The sequence below is a fragment of the Mariniflexile aquimaris genome (assembly GCF_042676825.1).
GTDB lineage: Bacteria > Bacteroidota > Bacteroidia > Flavobacteriales > Flavobacteriaceae > Mariniflexile > Mariniflexile aquimaris.
Genome location: NZ_JBHTIB010000008.1, coordinates 443,327 through 462,592 on the forward strand (window position 1 = coordinate 443,327; position 19,266 = coordinate 462,592).

Here is a 19,266-nt window from a genome sequence, read left to right on the forward strand (position 1 = left end):
CATTCAAATTAACGTTATTGCGAATCATGCTTTTTTAGAGCATGATGTGGCAATCTGTTTATTTAATTCCTTCAATTAAAAAGATTACTTCGTCCTACGTCCTCGTAATGACATTGAATCCTAATGTTTTTCAGGAATCCACTTAATTTCATTTGCTCGCAAGTCATGAGACAACTTTCGTGCCAACACAAAAAGGTAGTCAGAAAGGCGGTTTAAGTACACCAAGGCGTTAGGTTCTACGTCTTCAATGTCATTAAGCGCCGATGTTAATCGTTCCGCTCTGCGGCACACACAACGCGCTATGTGACAGAATGACACCGTTTGGTGGCCTCCGGGAAGTACAAAATGCGTCATGGGTGGTAAAGCTTCATTCATGGCATCCATTTCAGTTTCTAACAGTGCAATGTTTTCAGCAGAAATTTTAGGAATGTTTAAACGTTCTTTGCCGCTTTTTAAAATCGCTTTCTCGGGGTCGGTGGCTAAAATGGCGCCAACAGTAAAAAGTCTGTCTTGAATCTGGATGAGAATTTCTTTGTAATGCGCGTCAATTTCTTGGTCGCGAATAAGTCCTAAATGCGAATTTAATTCATCTACCGTTCCGTAGCTGTCAATTCTTATATGATGTTTGGGCACACGCGTTCCACCAAATAATGCGGTGGTGCCTTTATCGCCTGTTTTGGTATATATTTTCATATTACGAAGTTAAAAGTTATAAGTTGAAAGTTAAAAGTTTTGTTAGGAATTATTTCGTGATTAGTCGCCACAAAAATGTCTAGGTAATTTTTTTCGATACAAATTCATGAGTGTTTTGTCATATTCGTTTGCACAGGAAACGTCTTTAAGGGTTTAGATTCTGTTTTGTTGTGGAAATTAATTCAAAAAAAATAAGCTCAAATTATTATTTAAAATGATGCTAAAATTGTGGATTCCTGCCTTCGCAGGAATGACAAATCAACAATTAAACAAATCAACAATTAAACCCTAATAGTAAAGTGTTCTTTAACCTGTTCTCTTCTAAAAAACACCAATCCCCAAAAAAAAGTATCGATGGTTACGGTTACTTTCGGGTGTTGCTTTATGGTTTCCCAAGCTTCCGTCATGGATTTTGACCAATAAATGTCATCAAAAATAACAATCGAATCGTTATGAGCAGTTTGCAGGAGTGTTTCAAAATACTGCAATGTGGCTTCTTTTTGGTGATTGCCATCGAAGAAAATAAGGTCGTAGGTTTTTGTCCCGATAGCTATCGGGATTAGGTTTTCTAAGGTATCGTTAAAATTACCAGTTATAAGATTTATATTTTCTAACTGACGCTCTTTAAAATTAGCGTTTGTAAATTCTGAAATATTAGGGCAGCCTTCAATGGTTGTAATCGTCGCTTCAGGATTGCCTAAACTCATGGCATGCGTTGCAATTCCAAGCGAAGTTCCTAATTCTAAAATGGTACTTGGTTTAAAATAAGTTACAAGTCGGTATAAAAGCTGAGCTCTTTTATTGGTGGTTCCTGCATTTTTAGCAATTTCAGAAATAACACGTTTGTGTTGCTTGGTAGCATGAGAACCCACACCTAAATCGGTTACCGATATTTTGTTTTTATTTTGAAGTAATTGATGCTTATATGCTGAAATGTTTTTATAAGCGTCATTGTTTGATTTATTATAAAAACATTTGGTAACTAAATTAAATACAAAAGGGGAATGCACCCCGTGTTGATTGGTGGATTTTAACAGGAATTTTATGTATGATGTAATTTGATGTAGCAAAGTTTCAGAGTTTCAGAGTTTCAGAGTTTCAAAGTTTCAGAGCTTCAAAGTTTCAGAGTTAATGTCTTTGTCGCTTTGCAACTTCGCAACTTTTTTAATTATCTTCCAATTTCTCTTGCAATTCCATCCAGCGCATTTCCTTTGCTTCAATATCATCAATTATTTTTTGCAAAGCTTCCGATAGTTTTGTGATTTCTTCGGGCGTTAAATCTGGATTATGAAATTTAGCTTCCAATTCATTTTTATCAAAGGCTAACGAATTTAATTTGCTTTCAATATTTTTCAGTTCTTTTTCCTCGTTAAACGATAGTTTGGTGTCCTCTGTTTTTTTCCAGGCATTCTTTTCTTTTTTATCGTCTTGCGCGTTCGAAATTACGGGTTGGCTATCTTCATACACCCGATAATCGGTATAATTCCCAGGAAAATCTTCAATCTCACCTTCGCCTTTAAATACAAAAAGATGGTCGATTACCTTATCCATAAAATAGCGGTCGTGCGAAACCACAATCACACATCCCGGAAAATCCAATAAGAAACTTTCTAAAACGTTAAGCGTTACAATATCTAAATCGTTTGTAGGTTCATCTAAGATTAAAAAATTCGGATTTTGAATTAAAACCGTACATAAATAAAGGCGTTTACGTTCGCCACCACTTAGTTTTTCAACAAAATCGTATTGTTTTTTTCTGCTGAATAAAAAACGTTCCAGCAATTGTTGTGCGCTAATTTGTTTTCCTTTTTTCAACGGAATATAATCACCAAATTCTCGAATCACATCAATTACTTTTTGATCTGGTTTAATGGTTATCCCGTCTTGTGTATAGTAGCCAAATTTAACGGTTTCGCCTAAAACAACTTTTCCTGAATCTGGTTTCGTGGTTTGTGTTAACAGATTTAAAAAGGTTGTTTTTCCTGTGCCGTTTTTACCAATAATACCAACGCGTTCGCCATTCTTAAACAAGTATTCAAAGCCATCAAGAATCACTTTGTCTTTAAAAGATTTAGATACTTTATGAAACTCTACTACCTTGCTGCCCAAACGCTCCATGTTCAATTCTAATTGGACTTCGTGGTCGTTTCTGCGCTGACTGGCACGATGTTTTATATCGTGAAAATCGTCTATTCTGGATTTAGATTTGGTGGTTCTGGCTTTTGGCTGGCGACGCATCCATTCTAATTCCTTCTTAAAAAGTTGTTTGGCTTTACCTGTTTCTGTCGCTTCTTGTTCTATTCGGGCTTCGCGTTTTTCAAGATAGTACGAGTAGTTGCCTTTGTAGCTGTAAAGTTGCCCTTCGTCTAATTCTATAATTTCGTTACACACGCGCTCTAAAAAGTAACGGTCGTGCGTCACCATAAAAAGGGTGATGTTTTCTTTGGCGAAAAAGGCTTCTAACCATTCAATCATTTCTAAATCTAAATGGTTTGTTGGCTCATCTAAAATCAACAAATCGGGTTTGTTAATTAACGCGTTAGCCAGCGACAAGCGTTTTTTTTGTCCGCCAGAAAGGGCTGAAATTTTTATGTTTAAATCTTCAAGCTTTAATTTAAAGAGAATTTGTTTGTATTGTGTTTCGAAATCCCAGGCTTGATGCAGTTCCATTTGTTCGAATGCTTTTTGGTAGGTATCTGCATCTTCAGGATTTAAAAGCGCATGCTCGTAGTTTTGTATAACTTTTAAAATAGGATTGTCGCTCGCAAAAATGGTTTCTTCAATGGTTAAATCTTTGTCAAGTTTTGGATCCTGCGATAAGAAAGCAACTTTAATGTCTTTTCTGTAAATAACGTTGCCAGAATCGGCTTCATCATCACCAGAAAGAATATTTAAAATAGATGTTTTTCCTGTGCCGTTTTTAGCAACAAAGGCTATTTTTTGATCTTTATGGATGCTAAAAGAAATGTTTTCGAAAAGTGTTAACTCTCCGTAAGATTTCGATATATTTTCAACTGTTAAATAATTCAATGGCTATTTTTTTTGCAAAGAACGGATAAAAAACCAAAAACTACGTTATAAGTTTTATTGTTCATTTTGAAAAGTTATATTTGTGACAAAACTATGACCCCTATAATGAAACAGCATTTCTTACTTAGTTGTATAGCATTTAGCGTTTTGTGTTTATCGTGCATTACCAATAAAGATGTTGTTTATTTACAAGATAAAGGAACGGTGCCTATCGATTCTTTGGTGCTTAAAGAGTCTTCAAAACCTTACAGGGTGCAAGTTAACGATATTTTAAGTATTAATGTAAAGGCTTTAGACGACGAACTTACCAAAATATTTAATCCGGTAGAAACGACCGTTGGCGCTGCAACTCAAGGGCAATCCTCATTATATTTTAACGGTTTTACTATCGATTTACACGGTAATATTAAATTCCCCATTTTAGGCGAAATCAATGTTTTGGGCTATACGATTCAGGAAATTGAAAATAAAGTAAAGGCCGAATTATTAGCACAATATTTTAAAGAAACCGCCGAATTATTTGTTACGGTAAAATTGGCTGGATTGCGCTATACCGTTACAGGAGAAGTTGAAGGAACTGGTGTTTACACGCTGTTTCAAGACCGTGTAAATATTATTGAAGCCTTGGCAAATGCCGGCGATATTAGTTTAACGGGCGACAGAAAAGACGTTTTAGTGATACGACAATATGCCGACGGACAAAAAATACATCACATCGATTTAACCGATATAGCTGCTATGCAATCGCCGTATTATTACATACAGCCTAACGATATGATTTTGGTAAAGCCCTTAAAACGCAAAGCTTTAGGAGCAGGACAAACAGGTATTCAAAATGTTACTACTATTGCTTCCATTCTTTCGGTTTTAGTGTCGACGTACTTTTTAACTAAAAATCTTTAATTTAAAATTATGATTGAAGAATTTGAAGTTTCAGAATCATCAGGTGCGAGTTTCGATATTAAAAAGTTCCTGTTTCGAGCGTTAAGCTATTGGAAGTTTTTTGTGTTGCTTTTTGCGATTGGGGTTTTCTTTGTGTATCAAAAAAATATACGCGAAGAGTTTTCGTATCAACTAGGAACCAAAATTTCTGTTGAAGATGATAGCAATCCCTTATTTACTTCAAATGCGAGTTTAACCTTTAACTGGGGCGGCGTTACATCTAAAGTACAAACCATGGTGGTTACGCTTAAATCGCGTTCGCATCATGAAAAAGTGGTGGATCGCTTGGAGTTTTACAAAAGTTATTTAAAACAAGGCAGGTTTAGATTGCAGGACATTTATAAAGCGGCACCTTTTAGGTTTAGCCATGATTATAATTTTCCACAACTTATAAATACACCTATAAAAATATCGATTTTAGATACCGATTCTTATGAGCTGGAAGTTGAATTCCCTTCATCTGTAGTAACGGCGCAAAATTATTTTACCAAAGAATTATCAAACGTAGATGTAAACTCGGGTCTTTTTAAAAGGCAATTTAAGTTTGGAGATTCTGTAGAATTGCCATTTTTAAAAGGGGTGATTAATGTGGCCGAAAAAAGAAAAGCCATAGCGGGTGAGGTCTATTTTATTCAGTTTAGTGATTTTAATAGTATTGTGTCTAGTTACCAAGGACGAACAGCTGTTTCTAACACCAACAATTCCCCCATTCTTGATATCTCGCTTATTGATAAAAATACCGAGAAGATTGTGGACTATTTGAATATGATTGTAACCGTTTTAAGCGAAGATCAGTTAAATAGAAAAAACCAATACGCTACCAATGCTATAGCTTTTATTGATGAACAGATTTCTAGGGTAAAAGGAGAATTAACTAGCAATGCCGAAGAATTGAATGATTATAGAAAGAAGAATAAAATTTATAGTCTTGATGAAGAAAGTACGGCACTTAATGACAAGCTAAGCAAGTTTGATGCTGATAAGGAGTCTATAAACAGACAGCTAAATTATTATTCTAATCTTAAAAATTATTTGTTAACGAGTAGTTCGTTTACCGAAATTCCTGCGCCATCTATAGCAGGTATTGGCGACGGTAATATTTTGGCCAACGTAGCGAGGATTAATGAGTTGTCGGTACAAAAATCGAAACTGCAATATTCTGTCCGCAGCGATGCTTCGGTTTTTAATGATTTGAATAGGCAGATTCAAGGATTAAAAAATGTGTTGTTAGAAAATATAAGTTCTGCAACAAATGGCCTTAATAGGGAATTACAAAATGTAAATAGTTCCTTAAGTCGTATCGAATCGCAATTCAATAAGTTGCCCGAAGATCAGCAAAAGTTAATCACCATCGAGCGGCAATATTCGTTAAGCGAGCAAACCTACAATGTGTTTTTAGCAAAACGTGGCGAAGCAGAAATTATAAAAGCTTCCAATGTATCGGATATTCTGGTCATCGATTCCGCAAAAAATACAGGCGCCACTGTTTTAGGAAGAAATTTAAATATTAGGTATGTCTTTGCCTTATTTGCAGCATTGCTAATTCCGCTATTGTTTGCATTCGTTTTAACTTTTATAGATAATAATATTCACAGTCCAATGGATGTGGAACAGCTATCCTCAATTCCTATTTTGGGTGTGGTTGGTAAGAATGTATTAGATAATAATTTAGTGGTTCACAGAAAACCAAAATCGGCTGTAGCAGAATCGTTTCGAGCCATTCGATCTAATTTGCAGTATTATTATAAATCGAAAGACTTAGATGGTACTAAAACCTTGTTGGTCACTTCGTCTGTGAGTGGCGAAGGAAAAACATTTTGTTCTATTAATGTGGCTACGGTTTTTGCTTTAAGTGAAAAAAAGACCATTTTAGTAGGCTTAGACCTCAGAAAACCTAAGATTTTTGGAGATTTTGGGATTAAAAATGATATTGGGGTTGTTAATTACCTTATTGGTCAAGAATCTATAGAAGCTGTGATACAGGCAACGGGTATTGAGAATTTAGATGTAATAACCTCAGGTCCTATTCCGCCAAACCCTTCAGAATTATTGATAAATGATAAACTGGGGGAACTCATAGCTTATTTAAAGACGAAATATGAGTATATTATTTTAGATACGCCGCCTATTGGGTTAGTGGCAGACGCACTAGAATTGTTAGAACATGTAGATGCGTCTTTATATGTTGTAAGACAAGATTATACCAAGAAGGGTATGCTCAACTTTATCAATGAAAAATATAAAACCAAACAAATTAAAAATATAAGTTTAATATATAACGGTTACGACCAAAAGGCAAAATACGGCTATGGTTATGGTTACGGGTACGGTTATGGCTATGGGTATGGGAATTATGCTAATGGCTATCATGATGATGCAAAGACCAACACAAACTTTTGGTATAAACTAATGGCGTTGTTGCGTAAATCGGATACTTAATGTAAACGTACTGTGCCAAGAATCTATCCATTTTTAAGAATGCTGTAAAATCTGGAGATTCTGTATGTTTTAGTGGTTTTAGGAATTTTAACAGTCGCACGCTTTATCTACGACGTATCTACGAGGGATCTACAAAGGAACCCTACAGTAAACATGTTATAAAATTGAAAATGGAATTGTAATTACATCAAAATTTGAATAAACAAACACACCATACCGATTGGCTCTATACCATCTCACCAAAAAAGAGTGTCATCAATTTAAATTTTAAGGAGATTTGGTACTATAGAGATTTGCTTTTGTTATTCGTAAAACGCGATGTAATCACACTATACAAGCAAACCATATTAGGACCGCTTTGGTATTTTATTCAGCCGCTTTTTACCTCGGTCATTTTTACCTTGGTTTTTAATAATATAGCAGAAATTGACACGGGCGATGGTGTGCCAGCATTTTTGTTTAATCTAGCGGGCATTAGTGCCTGGAATTATTTTAGCGCTTGCCTTACCGGAACGAGCGACACGTTTAAACAAAACCAAGGCATCTTTGGGAAAGTGTATTTTCCACGGGTTATTATGCCTATGTCTATGGTGTTATCAAACCTTATTAAGTTTGGCATTCAGTTACTCGTGTTTGTCAGTTTTTATGTTTATTTTGTGTTTTTTACCGATTTGGCTTATAATGTGTCCATATCCGTTTCAATCATTTTATTACCAATATTAGTCATTATTATGGCGATTTTAGGATTGGGATTCGGGATGATTATTTCCTCTATGACGACCAAGTATCGCGATTTAAGTTTTTTGGTGGCATTCGGTGTCCAATTGCTGATGTACGGATCGGCGGTTATGTATCCTATTTCTTTAATACAAAATAAAGTTTCAGAAGGTGTTTTGCCAAATTTTGTAGGGTATTTGATAGAATATAATCCGATGACCACCGTTATAGAATTGTTTCGATATGTAACTTTAGGAGCAGGTGAATTCTCGGTTGTTAAACTAGCTTATGCCTCCATAATAAGTGTTATTGTGTTTTTGATGGGGTTAGTTGTTTTTAATAAGACCGAAAAAACGTTTATAGATACGGTTTAGCATGGGTAGAGACGTAATATTAAAAGTTGAAAACATTAGCAAGCAATACCGATTAGGATTAGTGGGTACAGGCACCATTAGTCATGATTTAAACCGTTGGTGGCATAAGGTACGAGGCAAAGAAGACCCCTATTTAAAAATTGGAGAAGTTAACGATCGAAGTACCAAAGGAACATCCGATTATGTTTGGGCGTTACAGGATATTAATTTTGAAGTGGAACGTGGTGAAGTTCTTGGCATCATTGGGAAAAATGGTGCAGGAAAATCGACCTTGTTAAAAATTTTATCTAAAGTAACCAGTCCAACAACTGGGGAAATTAAAACCAAAGGACGTATTGCTTCGTTGTTAGAGGTAGGAACGGGTTTTCATGGTGAAATGACAGGACGAGAAAACATCTTTCTCAATGGTGCAATTTTAGGAATGACCAAAAAAGAAATCGCTTCTAAAATAGATGAGATTATTGAGTTTTCAGGATGTGAGCGTTATATTGATACGCCAGTAAAAAGGTATTCGTCAGGGATGACCGTACGCTTAGCTTTTGCTGTCGCCGCTTTTTTAGAACCCGAAATCTTAGTTATAGATGAGGTATTAGCGGTGGGTGATGCCGAATTTCAAAAAAAAGCCATTGGGAAGATGCAAGATATTAGTAGAGGTGAAGGGCGAACGGTTTTGTTTGTGAGTCATAATATGGCGGCGGTTAAGAGTTTGTGTACGAGAGGCATTTTGTTGGAAAACGGTAAAGTTAAGTTTCAAGGAAGCATAGATAGAGTTTTGAATAGATATTTAGATGATGGTCAAATAAAAAAGAATTTTAAATTTGTTGGAAATAATATAATTAAAAGTGTATTTCTATCTGAAAACAGAGTTATTTATAACTCTAAAATGACAATAAATGTTTGTTTTGATTCTAATATTGAAATTCATAATTTAATTTTAGGAATTGTAATTAAAGATATTAACGAAGTTGAATTAGTAGGAATTAATAATAGACATTATTCATCTAAAAAAATTAATAATAAATGTGTGTCTAAGGGGTGTGTTAAAGTTGTAATAGGTAAGTTAAAACTTCTTCCTGGGAATTACAAATTAGATGTGTTTTTAGGGGATTCTAATAGAGATTTAGAGGAAATTCGAGATGTGATAGGATTTACTGTGTTAGCCGCTTCAAAATTTGAATCAATAGGAGTCTTAAATTTAAAGTTAAATAAAGTTTATCATAAAAATGTTAAGTGGAATATGGAGTATAAATTAAAATGAAGTTTTGATAAAAAAAGTATTAAAGAAGATAAAGGGTTTCATTAAAGTTATTTTGCCGTCAAAGGTAGTTGAAGATAATTATTATAAGAAATTATTTGTTAAGAATGATAAATGGAACAAAGCAATACCTAATAATGATGAGTTAAGAAGGTGGGAATCAATTGAGGCTTTTATAAAAGAAATAGGATTTAGTCAAGAATCTTTAATTTTAGATTTAGGATGTGGAAGAGGTTGGCTATCTAATTTGCTCTCAAAATATGGTGATGTAATTGGCATAGACCCGGTAAAAGTTGTTGTTAATTATGCTAGAGAATTGTTTCCACACATTAAATTTTTAAAGGGAACAACAAAAAATATATTACCAAACTATTCAGAAAAGTTTGACTTAATAGTGTCATCTGAAGTTTTTGAACATATCGAAGATTCTAAAAAAGAAGCTTTTGTTAAAGATATTTTCAATTTACTTAAACCCAATGGAACGGTAATAATTACTACTCCTAGAAAAGAGGTTTTTAATGAATGGGCTAAAGTTACTGGTATTAAACAACCTGTAGAAGATTGGATTTCAGAACAGCAGATTGAAGATATGTTTAAGAAAAATGGTGGTAAAAACCCAAAATTGAAAAGAATTCCTGTTCAGTTTAATGAACAAACAGTTATTGAAATATACCAAGTTTGGTTATTTAAAAAAGATGAAAAATAATCTGGTTTCTATAATAATTCCGTGCTATAATCAAGCTTGTTTTATTGAAGAAGCTTTATACTCAGTATTAGAACAAACTTACACCAATTGGGAATGCATTATTGTTGATGATGGTAGCACTGATGATACAAAAAAAATAGCCCAGTATTGGGCAGAAAAAGATTCGAGATTTATTTATTTTGAAAAATTAAACGGGGGTTTAAGCAGTGCTAGAAATGTTGGAATAAGTAAGTCGAAAGGAACTTTTATTTTACTTTTAGATTCGGATGATAAGTATGATTTTAGTTTTATCTCTAAAGCAATAAATATTTTAGAAAAAGATCCAAATTGTGGTGCAGTTTCTTGTTGGGGACAGAAATTTATAAAAACCAAAAGGTTAGAGATATTTAAACCTACAGGGGGTGTTATTGAAGATTTCTTATTTCAGAATTCTGCTATAGGAACTTCAATGTTAAGGAAATTATGTTGGCAAGAAATTGGAGGTTATGACGAAAAAATGAAAAAAGGTTATGAAGATTGGGAGTTCTATATTCGGTTAACTCAAAAATGGAAAGTTCATGTAATTCCGGAAGTCCTATTTTTTTACAGACAAAGAGATGATTCCATGAGGAAAATTGCTATTAAAAACTATGATAAAGTAATAAAAGAATATATTTTTAAAAAGCATAAAGATTTATATGTATTGCACTATGATGAAACTATAAAACATTTTTTAGAAGAGATTGAAATTAATAAATGTAGCAGATTGAAATTGCTTAATTCTTTAGATTACAAAATTGGACACTTTATTTTAAAACCATTGCGATGGGTAAAATCCAAAATATCATAAATGAACTTAAGGGTAACAATACTATTATCAACCTACAATAGAGCGCATTTTGTTTTAGAGACCTTACAATCCATCAAAAATCAAACTTACGCTAATTGGGAATGTATAGTTATTGATGATTATTCTGTTGACAATACGAAAGTAGTTATAAATGAATTTATTAAAGATGATAGTCGATTTAGTTATTTCTTAAAAACCGAAAAATACAACAAAGGTTTGTCTGGTTCACGAAATCAAGGTTTAGATATTGCAGAAAGTAGAAATGCTGAATTTATTCAATTTTTTGATGACGATGATATTATGCATCCGAGAAAACTTGAATTGCAAATAAATCCTTTTTTAGAAGATGAAACCTTGGATGTAACCTTCTGCAAGTACAGAAAGTTTGGAGATTTTAAAACTATCAATTTTGATTTAGAATCAGCAGAAGATAATTCTACTAATATATTAACTAATGATTTGTTTTGGGATTTTTTATATAATAATATTAGTCTAAATTCATTAGGGCCAATTTGGAAATTAAGCAGCATCAAAAATTATAAATTTGATGAGCGATTGTTTACGGGAGAAGAAAGAGATTTTTATTTAAGAATATTTTTTAAAGAAAACCTTAATTTTAAACCGGTTGACAAAATTCTATTCTGGTATAGAAAACATAAGGAGTCTGTTACAAAAGGCAGTTTTGAAAAAGACAAAGTGTACAGGAAATCGTTGCGATTAATTAGATTTAAAACATATAAGATGATTATATTTTCAAGAAAAGTGAATTTTTCACAAAGAGTTAATTTTCTTATAAGGTTTCTTAAAGAAATTGTTAGATATTAATGAGTTATCGAATAACAAAAATATTAAAAAGTATATTTCCTGAGTTGAAATCATTTAGTAAAAGAGTGGTGAAAGAGGAGAATAAGTTGACACTGTCTATGATAGTAAAAAATGAAGCTGATAGGTATTTAAGAGAAGTTTTAGAGCATGCTATTAAATATGTTGATGAAGTCATAATTATAGATGATGCTAGTACAGATAATTCTGTACAGTTATGTAAAGAGGTTTTAAAAAACACTTCCTTTAAGATTATCCAAAACAAAAAAAGTTTGTTTCATAAAGAATATAAGCTTAGAAAGTTGCAATGGAAAGAAACTTTGAAAATGAATCCAGATTGGATACTTTTTTTGGATGCAGATGAAATTTTTGAAAATAAAATTTTGGATAATATTAAAAGTATAATAAATAATAAAAATATTGATGTATATAAATTTAGATTATATGATATGTGGAACGAAACGCATTATAGAGAAGATAATTTATGGTGTGCGCATTATAAGTATAAAACCTTTTTGATTAGGTATCAACCATATTTTAAATATAAGTTCTTGAAGCAAGATCAACATTGTGGAAGGCACCCAAAAAACTTACACCTTTTACCTTTTGAGAATTCCGATATAAAGCTTAAACATCTAGGTTGGTCTAACGAAAGGGATAGAATATTAAAATACAACCGCTATATTAACCTTGACTTGGATGGTAGATATGGAAATGCGGAACAATATAAATCTATACTAGATACTAACCCTAATTTATTAAAGTTTTAATTTTTGTATTTTATGAAGATTCTCCATTTTTCACCAGTAAAAAAAGAAAATGAAATTGTTGAACTTCATTTAAAATCATTGAAAGATCTACAAAAGGAAGGTCTAAATTTAACATATTCTTTTTTTGATGATAATGATGATTTTAGGAGCTCATTATTATTAAAAAAATTTGTAGGCAATTTTGATAATGGGATTTTATTTACACAAACAGATATTAAGTTAGAAGACAAGAGTAAGAATCAAAAGGAACGATGGGTTATAGATTCTTATAAAAGGATAACTGCGATAAAAAATTTCGCAATAAAATATTTTTTAAATAATGATTATGATTATCTTTTCTTTACTGATAGCGATTTAATTCTACATCCCGAAACTTTAAAAATATTATTACAACAAAATAAACACTTTTGTTCAGAAATATTTTGGACTAAGTTTGATTACACACCTACATATGCCCCCAATGGATGGTATTCTAAGCCTCATGGATATACCAAAGAAGATTTATTGATGTTTAGAGAAAATGGGACTTATAAAGTTGATTTTACAGGGGCATGTACCTTATTATCAAGGCAAATATTACTTGATAATGTTTCTTTTAAAAAAATCTCAAATTTAGATTATCTTGGAGAGGACAAACATTTTTGTATTCGTGCTAGCGTTATGGATTATGATATTTATTTAAATACAACTTACCCTGCATTTCATTTATATGATATTAATCTTATTAATCAAGGAAAAGAATTTATTCGATTAGGTTATGATTTGACTTACCTAAAATTTTGGTTAAATGATGAATGGGAAAAGAAAATTGATCCTTGGTTATATCCTGCAAAAAAAACTTTCTATATGAAATTTTTAAGTATTTTAAAAAAGTTAATGCATAATAAATAAATGTTTGTTAAAAATGAGAGATGGAGTAAATCCGGAGAAATATAAAGGAGAAAAAAACAAATGTTATTTTCATAGAATAATTATTCCTGTATACATACCAAATAATCAAGAAGAATATTATTCAAATAGTATTGAGGTTTTAGATGCATGTCTAAATTCTCTAATCCAAACAATTAATTTTGAGACAACAGCCATTACATTAATAAATAATAATTCCAGCGAGTTCTTAATCCAGCCAATTATGGTTAAGTATAAAGCGTATATTGATAAATTTGTAATTTATGGTGAAAATAAAGGTAAGGTTTATCCGGTGTTTAGTGAAGCCAAAGCAGCTTATGAACCTTTTATAACAATAGCAGATGCAGATTTATTATTTTTTAGTGGGTGGGAATCAGCAGTTTTTGAAATTTTTAAAGACATAAAAAAAGCAGGGGTTGTATCTCCTCTTCCTCTTCAGTCACTGGCTTTGAATAAAAATAATTCAGTATTTTTTGATAATTATTTTTTTGGAAGAATTAAATATGACAAGATTGTGTCAGACAATGATAATGATTTGTATTTAAAAGGGTTGTTTAATCCAGCCTTATTTAATAGGCGGAATAGAACGTTTTCTTGGAAAGAAAAACAATATTATCTAAAAAATAATGTTACAGCAGTATTGGGTGCTGGACATTTTTGTGCAACATATAGGAAGGCTATTTTTAATTTTGAAACTGAATTTCCGGAAATGAAGTTTATTAATGGATATGAAGATATTTATCTAGATGAACCAGCGGATAGGAATGGGTGGTATCGTTTATCGACTGCAAAGTCATATGCGTATCATATTGGTAATAAAATTGATGATTTTGTTTTAAAGGCGAACTTTGACAATGAACTATTATTAAATTCAAAAATATTTAAAAATATAAAAAACCCATCCAAGTCAATTGTACCTTATAGAATTAAAATTATTTTTTTTAAGATAATTAAAAAACTTATGAAACTTTAGGTTTATGAAACTACTTATTTGTTTTGGTACACGGCCCGAAGCCATAAAAATGGCACCAATATGTTTAGAGTTAAATAAAAGACAAATTGCTTTTAAACTCTGTGTAACAGCACAACATAGGGAAATGCTCGATCAAGTATTAGACTTTTTTCAATTAGTACCGGATTACGATTTAGATCTGATGCAACCCAATCAAAGTTTGAATATGTTAAGCTCTAGAATATTGTATGAAATGGATGCTATACTAAAAAAAGAACAGTTTGATTTGGTATTGGTACATGGTGATACTACCACATCAACATTAGTAGCTTTAGCAGCATTTCATGGAAATTACAAAGTAGCCCATGTAGAAGCTGGGTTAAGAACTTATGATAAGACATCTCCTTTTCCTGAAGAACTCAATAGACAAATAACAGGTCGAATATCAGATTTTCATTTTGCACCGACTCAAAAAGCAAAAAATAATCTTTTAAAAGAAAATGTATATGAAAGTAACGTCATTGTTACTGGCAATACTGTTATTGACTCACTTAATATTACTTTAAAGAAAATTGAACATGGATATAACAATGCATTTATTGAAAGTTTAAACGAAACAATCAATTTTAATAAAAGAGTTATTTTGGTAACGGGCCACCGAAGAGAGAGCTTTGGGGCTGGGTTTGAGAATGTATGTGAGGCAATTTTAGAGATTTCAAAAATTTATGAAGTTGAAATTGTGTTTCCTGTACATTTAAACCCAAATGTTCAAAGGGTCGTTTATGAAAAATTATCGAGTATTAAAAACATTCATTTAATAGCACCTTTAGATTACCCGTCATTTGTGTGGTTAATGAATAAAGCTGTTTTAATAATTTCAGATTCAGGAGGTATTCAAGAAGAAGCTCCATCTTTAAATATACCGGTTTTAGTAACTCGAGAGACGACTGAACGGGAAGAAGGTATAACATCAGGATGCTCTATTTTAGTTGGCACCAACACAACTAAAATAATTCATGAAGCATATAGAATATTAACTACACATAAAGGAAATGATAAAATGACCAACCCTTATGGAGAAGGGCTTGCGGCAATTAAAATAGTCGATTTCATTCAAAATAATATTTTGATAAATGAATAAACAAATTCTAATAGTAGTAGATTCAATTAATGTGAATGATAGTAGTGGTTCTAAGGCCAATGTAGCATTAATTAAAAATTTAGCAGCTGTTGGTTATGTCGTTACGGTTTTGCATTTTACACAAAAAAAAATTCAATTAGAGGGTGTTGAGTGTATTTCAATAAAAGAAAGAAAGTATAACATATTGTATTTTTTAAGTAGAACGCAGCGTGTTATACAACGTTATTTTAAAATAAATTTAGCAACCAATTTAGAGTCTGTTTTCGGGTTTTCTTTCACATTCTTTAATGATGTAAATAGTATTGAATTAGCAGTAAAAAAACTCAATACTTCTAAATTCGATTTAATTATTACTTTAAGTAAAGGCGCTAGTTTTCGACCGCATTATGCAGTCAATAAAATTCCAAATTTATATAGTAGGTGGATGGCTTATGTACATGACCCATTTCCATTTAGTTGTTATCCAAATCCATATGATTGGAAGGAACCTGGACATAAAAAAAAGCAATTTTTTTTTAAATTGGTTTCAGAAAATGCTAAATTTTCTGCGTTTCCAAGTTTACTTTTAAGGGATTGGATGGGGAATTACTTCCCGAACTTTGTTAGGACAGGAATTATAATTCCACATCAGAGTTTTGAAGAATTATCAACTTATATTGAAAAGCCTAACTATTTTGATGAGACTAAGTTTAATATTTTACATGCAGGCAATTTAATGAAACAGCGTAATCCAGTAGGTTTAATTAGAGGGTTCGAATTATTTCTAAAAAATAAACCTGAAGCAAAAATGGATTCAAGATTGTTATTATTAGGTAATGCCGATTTTCATAAAGAGTCTATTAATAAATTTGTGCCTAATTTACCTGAGCTATTTATAAAACTCACTAATGTACCTTTTAATGAGGTGTATTGGTTGCAAAAACATGTGTCGGTGAATGTTATTTTAGAAGCGAAATCAGAGATTAGTCCATTTTTGCCAGGTAAGTTTCCTCATTGTATATCAGCAAATAAACTAATACTACATTTAGGACCTAAACACAGTGAAACCATGCGTTTACTAGGTGAGAATTATGAATACTGGGCAGAAATTGATAATGTGAAAACCATTTCTATTATATTAGAAAAACTTTATAATAAATGGTTAAATTCGGCTAAAACAATGCGTTTAAATAGGCCGGATTTAGAAAGCTATTTAGGGAAAAAGTATTTAAAAGAACAACTAGAAAAGGTTTTTGATAATGACTAAATTTTCCATATTAATCACAACAAAAAACAGACTTCCTGATTTAAAAGAAACTTTAAATCAACTATCCAGTTTTATTGAAAACAAGAATATAGAGTTTATTATTTGCGATGATGGGTCGTCCGATGGAACTTCAAATTTTATCGAAACAAACTACAATTCCATTCAATTAATAAAAAACCAAAAAAGTAAAGGGCTTGTATATAGTAGAAATAGATTACTTAATTTAACAAAGGCAAAATATGCAATCACATTAGACGATGATGCACATATACTGTTTCAGAATGCTTTAGAAATAATTGAGAATTATTTTGAATCCAATAAAAAATGTGCTGTTATTGCTTTTCGGATTTTTTGGGGTAAGGTTTTACCCGAAAATTTGAGCCATTCGCAAACTAATAGTAAAGTTAAAAGTTTTGTAGGTTGTGGGCATGTTTGGCGAATGGAAGCTTGGAGAACAATACCAAACTATCCAGATTGGTTTGTATTTTATGGAGAAGAAGCATTTGCATCCTTTCAATTATTTAAAAATAACTTGGAAGTTCATTACACACCAGATGTTTTGGTGCATCATCGCGTAGATGTAAAAAGCAGAAAAAATCAAAATGATTATCAAATACGTTTAAGGCGTTCGTTGCGTTCGGGTTGGTATCTATATTTTTTATTTTATCCTTGGGAATTGATTCCAAAACGATTTTTTTATACTTTTTGGGTTCAGCTTAAAACTAAAGTATTCAAAGGTGATTTTAAAGCATTTTTGGCCATTATACAAGCATTGGTTGACGTTTTTATTAATATACTTCGATTAATGAAATACGCCAATAGATTGTCAAAAAAAGAATTTTTGGAGTATTCAAAACTTCCAGAAACTAAATTATATTGGACACCAAGAGATTTATAAATTTATTTAATATTAAAAAATTATTCATTGAGTATATTTACAGAAACATTTAAAAATCGTGGTGAATTTGCAGACACAATGTTGGATAAATATTTTCCAAATTCGCCGAATGGAATTGTTAGTGATATTGGAGCAGGTTTTGGTCATATGAAAGAAAAAATTGAATCAATTAATGGTTTATGGCAGCCATTTGATTCTGTTAAAAAAATAGACGAAACTATCATATGGAATTTAAATAATCAAGCTCCTCGTGGTGTTAATAATGCAGGAATAGTTGTTTTTTTAGAAGTTTTAGAGCATTTAGACAACCCACTTTTAGGAATTCAAAATGTAGCCAATCATATAGAGAAAGAGGGGTTTTTAATTTTAACAACTCCAAACCCACAATCTAGTAAGAATATCTTAAGTTTGTTTTTGAGAGGTTCTCTATATGCGTTTCAAGAAAAGCATATTGCAGAAAATCATGTATTTACACCTTGGAAACATATTGTTTATGAGTTTTTAAAAAGAAGTGGATTTGAAGTAATAGAATATGCTATAGTTGATATGCAGTATAAAGACAGGAAAACAACATCAATTAAAGACTGGATAAAGTATAAAATAGAAACTTTTATTGAATATCGAAATCCATTAGCTAAAGGCATGAGTTACGGAATAGTTGCTAGAAAAGTATAGTAAATACTTGTTAAAATTTAAAGAAAATTGAAAACCATAGCCATCATACCAGCAAGAGGTAACTCAAAACGTTTACCTAATAAAAACATTAAATTATTGGGAGACGTTCCGTTATTGGTACATAGTATCCATTACGCCAAACAGCAGGATTTTATTGATGCTATTTATGTTTCAACCAATGATGAAGATATAAAACATGTTGCGTTAAATTTTGGAGCTAAGGTTATTGATAGACCAAATGAATTATCGGGCGATTTAGAGCCCACCGTTACCGCTTTAAAACATGTATTAGAATCTTTAGATTACGATGTGGAAAACGTGGTGTTGTTACAGCCTACCAATCCGTTACGTCCTAAAAACTTACTAAAAGAAGCATTTCAATTATTTAACGATACAATGAGCGAAAGCCTATTTACGGTGACAAGAAATCACCAAAAATTTGGCACTGTAGAAAACGCTGTTTTTAAGCCGTTTAATTATTGCACCGGACAGCGAAGTCAGGATTTAGAACCTTTATATTTTGAAAATGGTTTATTATATATTACAAAGGTAGAGCATATTTTAAATAATCAAATCATTACAGAAAAGGCATACCCTTTAATTATCAATCATCCTTTTGCCTCCATCGATATTGATACACAAGAAGATTTTGAGTATGCGGAGTTCTTGTTAAAAAAAGATTCAAGATAAGTTTAGAAGGGGACTTCGACAGGTTCATTCTGCAATGCGAATAATATTAGAAAACATTTGTTTTGCTGAACTTTTCGAAGCGTTAATAAAGTAAAGAGATATATAAGGACTTCGACAGGCTCAGTCTGACAAAAAAGGGAGAATAGTATTAGTTGTCTCACTGAGCTTGTCGAAGCGC

At 31.9% G+C, this 19,266-nt stretch carries 18 protein-coding genes; 15 read left to right on the forward strand and 3 right to left on the reverse strand.

All coding sequences use genetic code 11. The annotated features are described in order from the left end of the window. Positions 1–120 precede the first annotated feature (120 nt). The 3 genes from ACFQ0I_RS06910 to ACFQ0I_RS06920 form a co-directional block, all read right to left on the reverse strand. A complete protein-coding gene (locus tag ACFQ0I_RS06910) occupies positions 121–693 on the reverse strand; it encodes a cob(I)yrinic acid a,c-diamide adenosyltransferase (protein ID WP_379940676.1) in 573 nt (190 codons plus the stop codon). A 281-nt stretch (positions 694–974) separates the two neighbouring features. Next, positions 975–1,763: an O-methyltransferase gene (locus ACFQ0I_RS06915; protein ID WP_379940678.1), complete on the reverse strand. Its 789-nt coding sequence runs from the start codon at positions 1,761–1,763 to the stop codon at positions 975–977. 94 nt (positions 1,764–1,857) lie between these two features. Next, the gene (locus ACFQ0I_RS06920; RefSeq protein ID WP_379940680.1) at positions 1,858–3,723 is read right to left on the reverse strand and encodes an ABC-F family ATP-binding cassette domain-containing protein; all 1,866 of its coding nucleotides are present in this window, start codon (positions 3,721–3,723) and stop codon (positions 1,858–1,860) included. Between the two features lie 105 nt (positions 3,724–3,828). On the opposite strand from ACFQ0I_RS06920, the gene ACFQ0I_RS06925 reads away from it, so the two are divergent. The 15 genes from ACFQ0I_RS06925 to ACFQ0I_RS06995 all read left to right on the forward strand — a co-directional run bounded on the left by ACFQ0I_RS06925 (position 3,829) and on the right by ACFQ0I_RS06995 (position 19,088). Next, a complete protein-coding gene (locus ACFQ0I_RS06925) occupies positions 3,829–4,626 on the forward strand; it encodes a polysaccharide biosynthesis/export family protein (RefSeq protein WP_379940682.1) in 798 nt (265 codons plus the stop codon). Between the two features lie 9 nt (positions 4,627–4,635). After that, positions 4,636–7,104, forward strand: coding sequence for an exopolysaccharide transport family protein (locus tag ACFQ0I_RS06930; RefSeq protein WP_379940684.1), 2,469 nt, complete (start codon positions 4,636–4,638; stop codon positions 7,102–7,104). A gap of 194 nt (positions 7,105–7,298) precedes the next feature. Then, positions 7,299–8,195, forward strand: coding sequence for an ABC transporter permease (locus tag ACFQ0I_RS06935; RefSeq protein ID WP_379940686.1), 897 nt, complete (start codon positions 7,299–7,301; stop codon positions 8,193–8,195). Position 8,196: 1 nt separating this feature from the next. Continuing rightward, positions 8,197–9,453, forward strand: a complete 1,257-nt coding sequence (locus ACFQ0I_RS06940; protein WP_379940688.1) for an ABC transporter ATP-binding protein — start codon at positions 8,197–8,199, stop codon at positions 9,451–9,453. A gap of 4 nt (positions 9,454–9,457) precedes the next feature. Further along, a complete protein-coding gene (locus ACFQ0I_RS06945) occupies positions 9,458–10,156 on the forward strand; it encodes a class I SAM-dependent methyltransferase (RefSeq protein ID WP_379940689.1) in 699 nt (232 codons plus the stop codon). Further along, complete coding sequence (locus ACFQ0I_RS06950; RefSeq protein ID WP_379940691.1) at positions 10,146–10,985, forward strand: glycosyltransferase family 2 protein; 840 nt, start codon at positions 10,146–10,148, stop codon at positions 10,983–10,985. Before ACFQ0I_RS06945 ends, ACFQ0I_RS06950 begins: the two co-directional genes overlap by 11 nt. After that, complete coding sequence (locus tag ACFQ0I_RS06955; RefSeq protein ID WP_379940693.1) at positions 10,986–11,810, forward strand: glycosyltransferase family 2 protein; 825 nt, start codon at positions 10,986–10,988, stop codon at positions 11,808–11,810. Further along, positions 11,810–12,577: a glycosyltransferase family 2 protein gene (locus ACFQ0I_RS06960; RefSeq protein WP_379940695.1), complete on the forward strand. Its 768-nt coding sequence runs from the start codon at positions 11,810–11,812 to the stop codon at positions 12,575–12,577. The genes ACFQ0I_RS06955 and ACFQ0I_RS06960 overlap by 1 nt, the downstream gene beginning before the upstream one ends. 12 nt (positions 12,578–12,589) lie before the next feature. Next, complete coding sequence (locus ACFQ0I_RS06965; protein ID WP_379940697.1) at positions 12,590–13,468, forward strand: hypothetical protein; 879 nt, start codon at positions 12,590–12,592, stop codon at positions 13,466–13,468. A gap of 13 nt (positions 13,469–13,481) precedes the next feature. After that, positions 13,482–14,459: a glycosyltransferase family A protein gene (locus ACFQ0I_RS06970; RefSeq protein WP_379940699.1), complete on the forward strand. Its 978-nt coding sequence runs from the start codon at positions 13,482–13,484 to the stop codon at positions 14,457–14,459. Between the two features lie 4 nt (positions 14,460–14,463). Further along, a complete protein-coding gene (gene wecB / locus ACFQ0I_RS06975; RefSeq protein WP_379940700.1) occupies positions 14,464–15,579 on the forward strand; it encodes a non-hydrolyzing UDP-N-acetylglucosamine 2-epimerase in 1,116 nt (371 codons plus the stop codon). Further along, a complete protein-coding gene (locus ACFQ0I_RS06980) occupies positions 15,572–16,825 on the forward strand; it encodes a UDP-glycosyltransferase (RefSeq protein WP_379940701.1) in 1,254 nt (417 codons plus the stop codon). Before wecB ends, ACFQ0I_RS06980 begins: the two co-directional genes overlap by 8 nt. Then, positions 16,818–17,723: a glycosyltransferase family 2 protein gene (locus ACFQ0I_RS06985; protein WP_379940703.1), complete on the forward strand. Its 906-nt coding sequence runs from the start codon at positions 16,818–16,820 to the stop codon at positions 17,721–17,723. Before ACFQ0I_RS06980 ends, ACFQ0I_RS06985 begins: the two co-directional genes overlap by 8 nt. Before the next feature lie 27 nt (positions 17,724–17,750). Then, positions 17,751–18,398, forward strand: coding sequence for a methyltransferase domain-containing protein (locus tag ACFQ0I_RS06990; RefSeq protein ID WP_379940705.1), 648 nt, complete (start codon positions 17,751–17,753; stop codon positions 18,396–18,398). Positions 18,399–18,425: 27 nt separating this feature from the next. Then, positions 18,426–19,088, forward strand: coding sequence for an acylneuraminate cytidylyltransferase family protein (locus ACFQ0I_RS06995; RefSeq protein WP_379940707.1), 663 nt, complete (start codon positions 18,426–18,428; stop codon positions 19,086–19,088). Positions 19,089–19,266: the final 178 nt, after the last annotated feature.

Coding starts and splice junctions, on each gene's coding strand:
- ACFQ0I_RS06950 (WP_379940691.1), top strand. CDS start 10,146: ATGAAAAATAATCTGGTTTCTATAATAATTCCGTGCTATAATCAAGCT.
- ACFQ0I_RS06985 (WP_379940703.1), top strand. CDS start 16,818: ATGACTAAATTTTCCATATTAATCACAACAAAAAACAGACTTCCTGAT.
- ACFQ0I_RS06940 (WP_379940688.1), top strand. CDS start 8,197: ATGGGTAGAGACGTAATATTAAAAGTTGAAAACATTAGCAAGCAATAC.
- ACFQ0I_RS06960 (WP_379940695.1), top strand. CDS start 11,810: ATGAGTTATCGAATAACAAAAATATTAAAAAGTATATTTCCTGAGTTG.
- wecB (WP_379940700.1), top strand. CDS start 14,464: ATGAAACTACTTATTTGTTTTGGTACACGGCCCGAAGCCATAAAAATG.
- ACFQ0I_RS06930 (WP_379940684.1), top strand. CDS start 4,636: ATGATTGAAGAATTTGAAGTTTCAGAATCATCAGGTGCGAGTTTCGAT.
- ACFQ0I_RS06965 (WP_379940697.1), top strand. CDS start 12,590: ATGAAGATTCTCCATTTTTCACCAGTAAAAAAAGAAAATGAAATTGTT.
- ACFQ0I_RS06955 (WP_379940693.1), top strand. CDS start 10,986: ATGAACTTAAGGGTAACAATACTATTATCAACCTACAATAGAGCGCAT.
- ACFQ0I_RS06925 (WP_379940682.1), top strand. CDS start 3,829: ATGAAACAGCATTTCTTACTTAGTTGTATAGCATTTAGCGTTTTGTGT.
- ACFQ0I_RS06980 (WP_379940701.1), top strand. CDS start 15,572: ATGAATAAACAAATTCTAATAGTAGTAGATTCAATTAATGTGAATGAT.
- ACFQ0I_RS06910 (WP_379940676.1), bottom strand. CDS start 693: ATGAAAATATATACCAAAACAGGCGATAAAGGCACCACCGCATTATTT.
- ACFQ0I_RS06970 (WP_379940699.1), top strand. CDS start 13,482: ATGAGAGATGGAGTAAATCCGGAGAAATATAAAGGAGAAAAAAACAAA.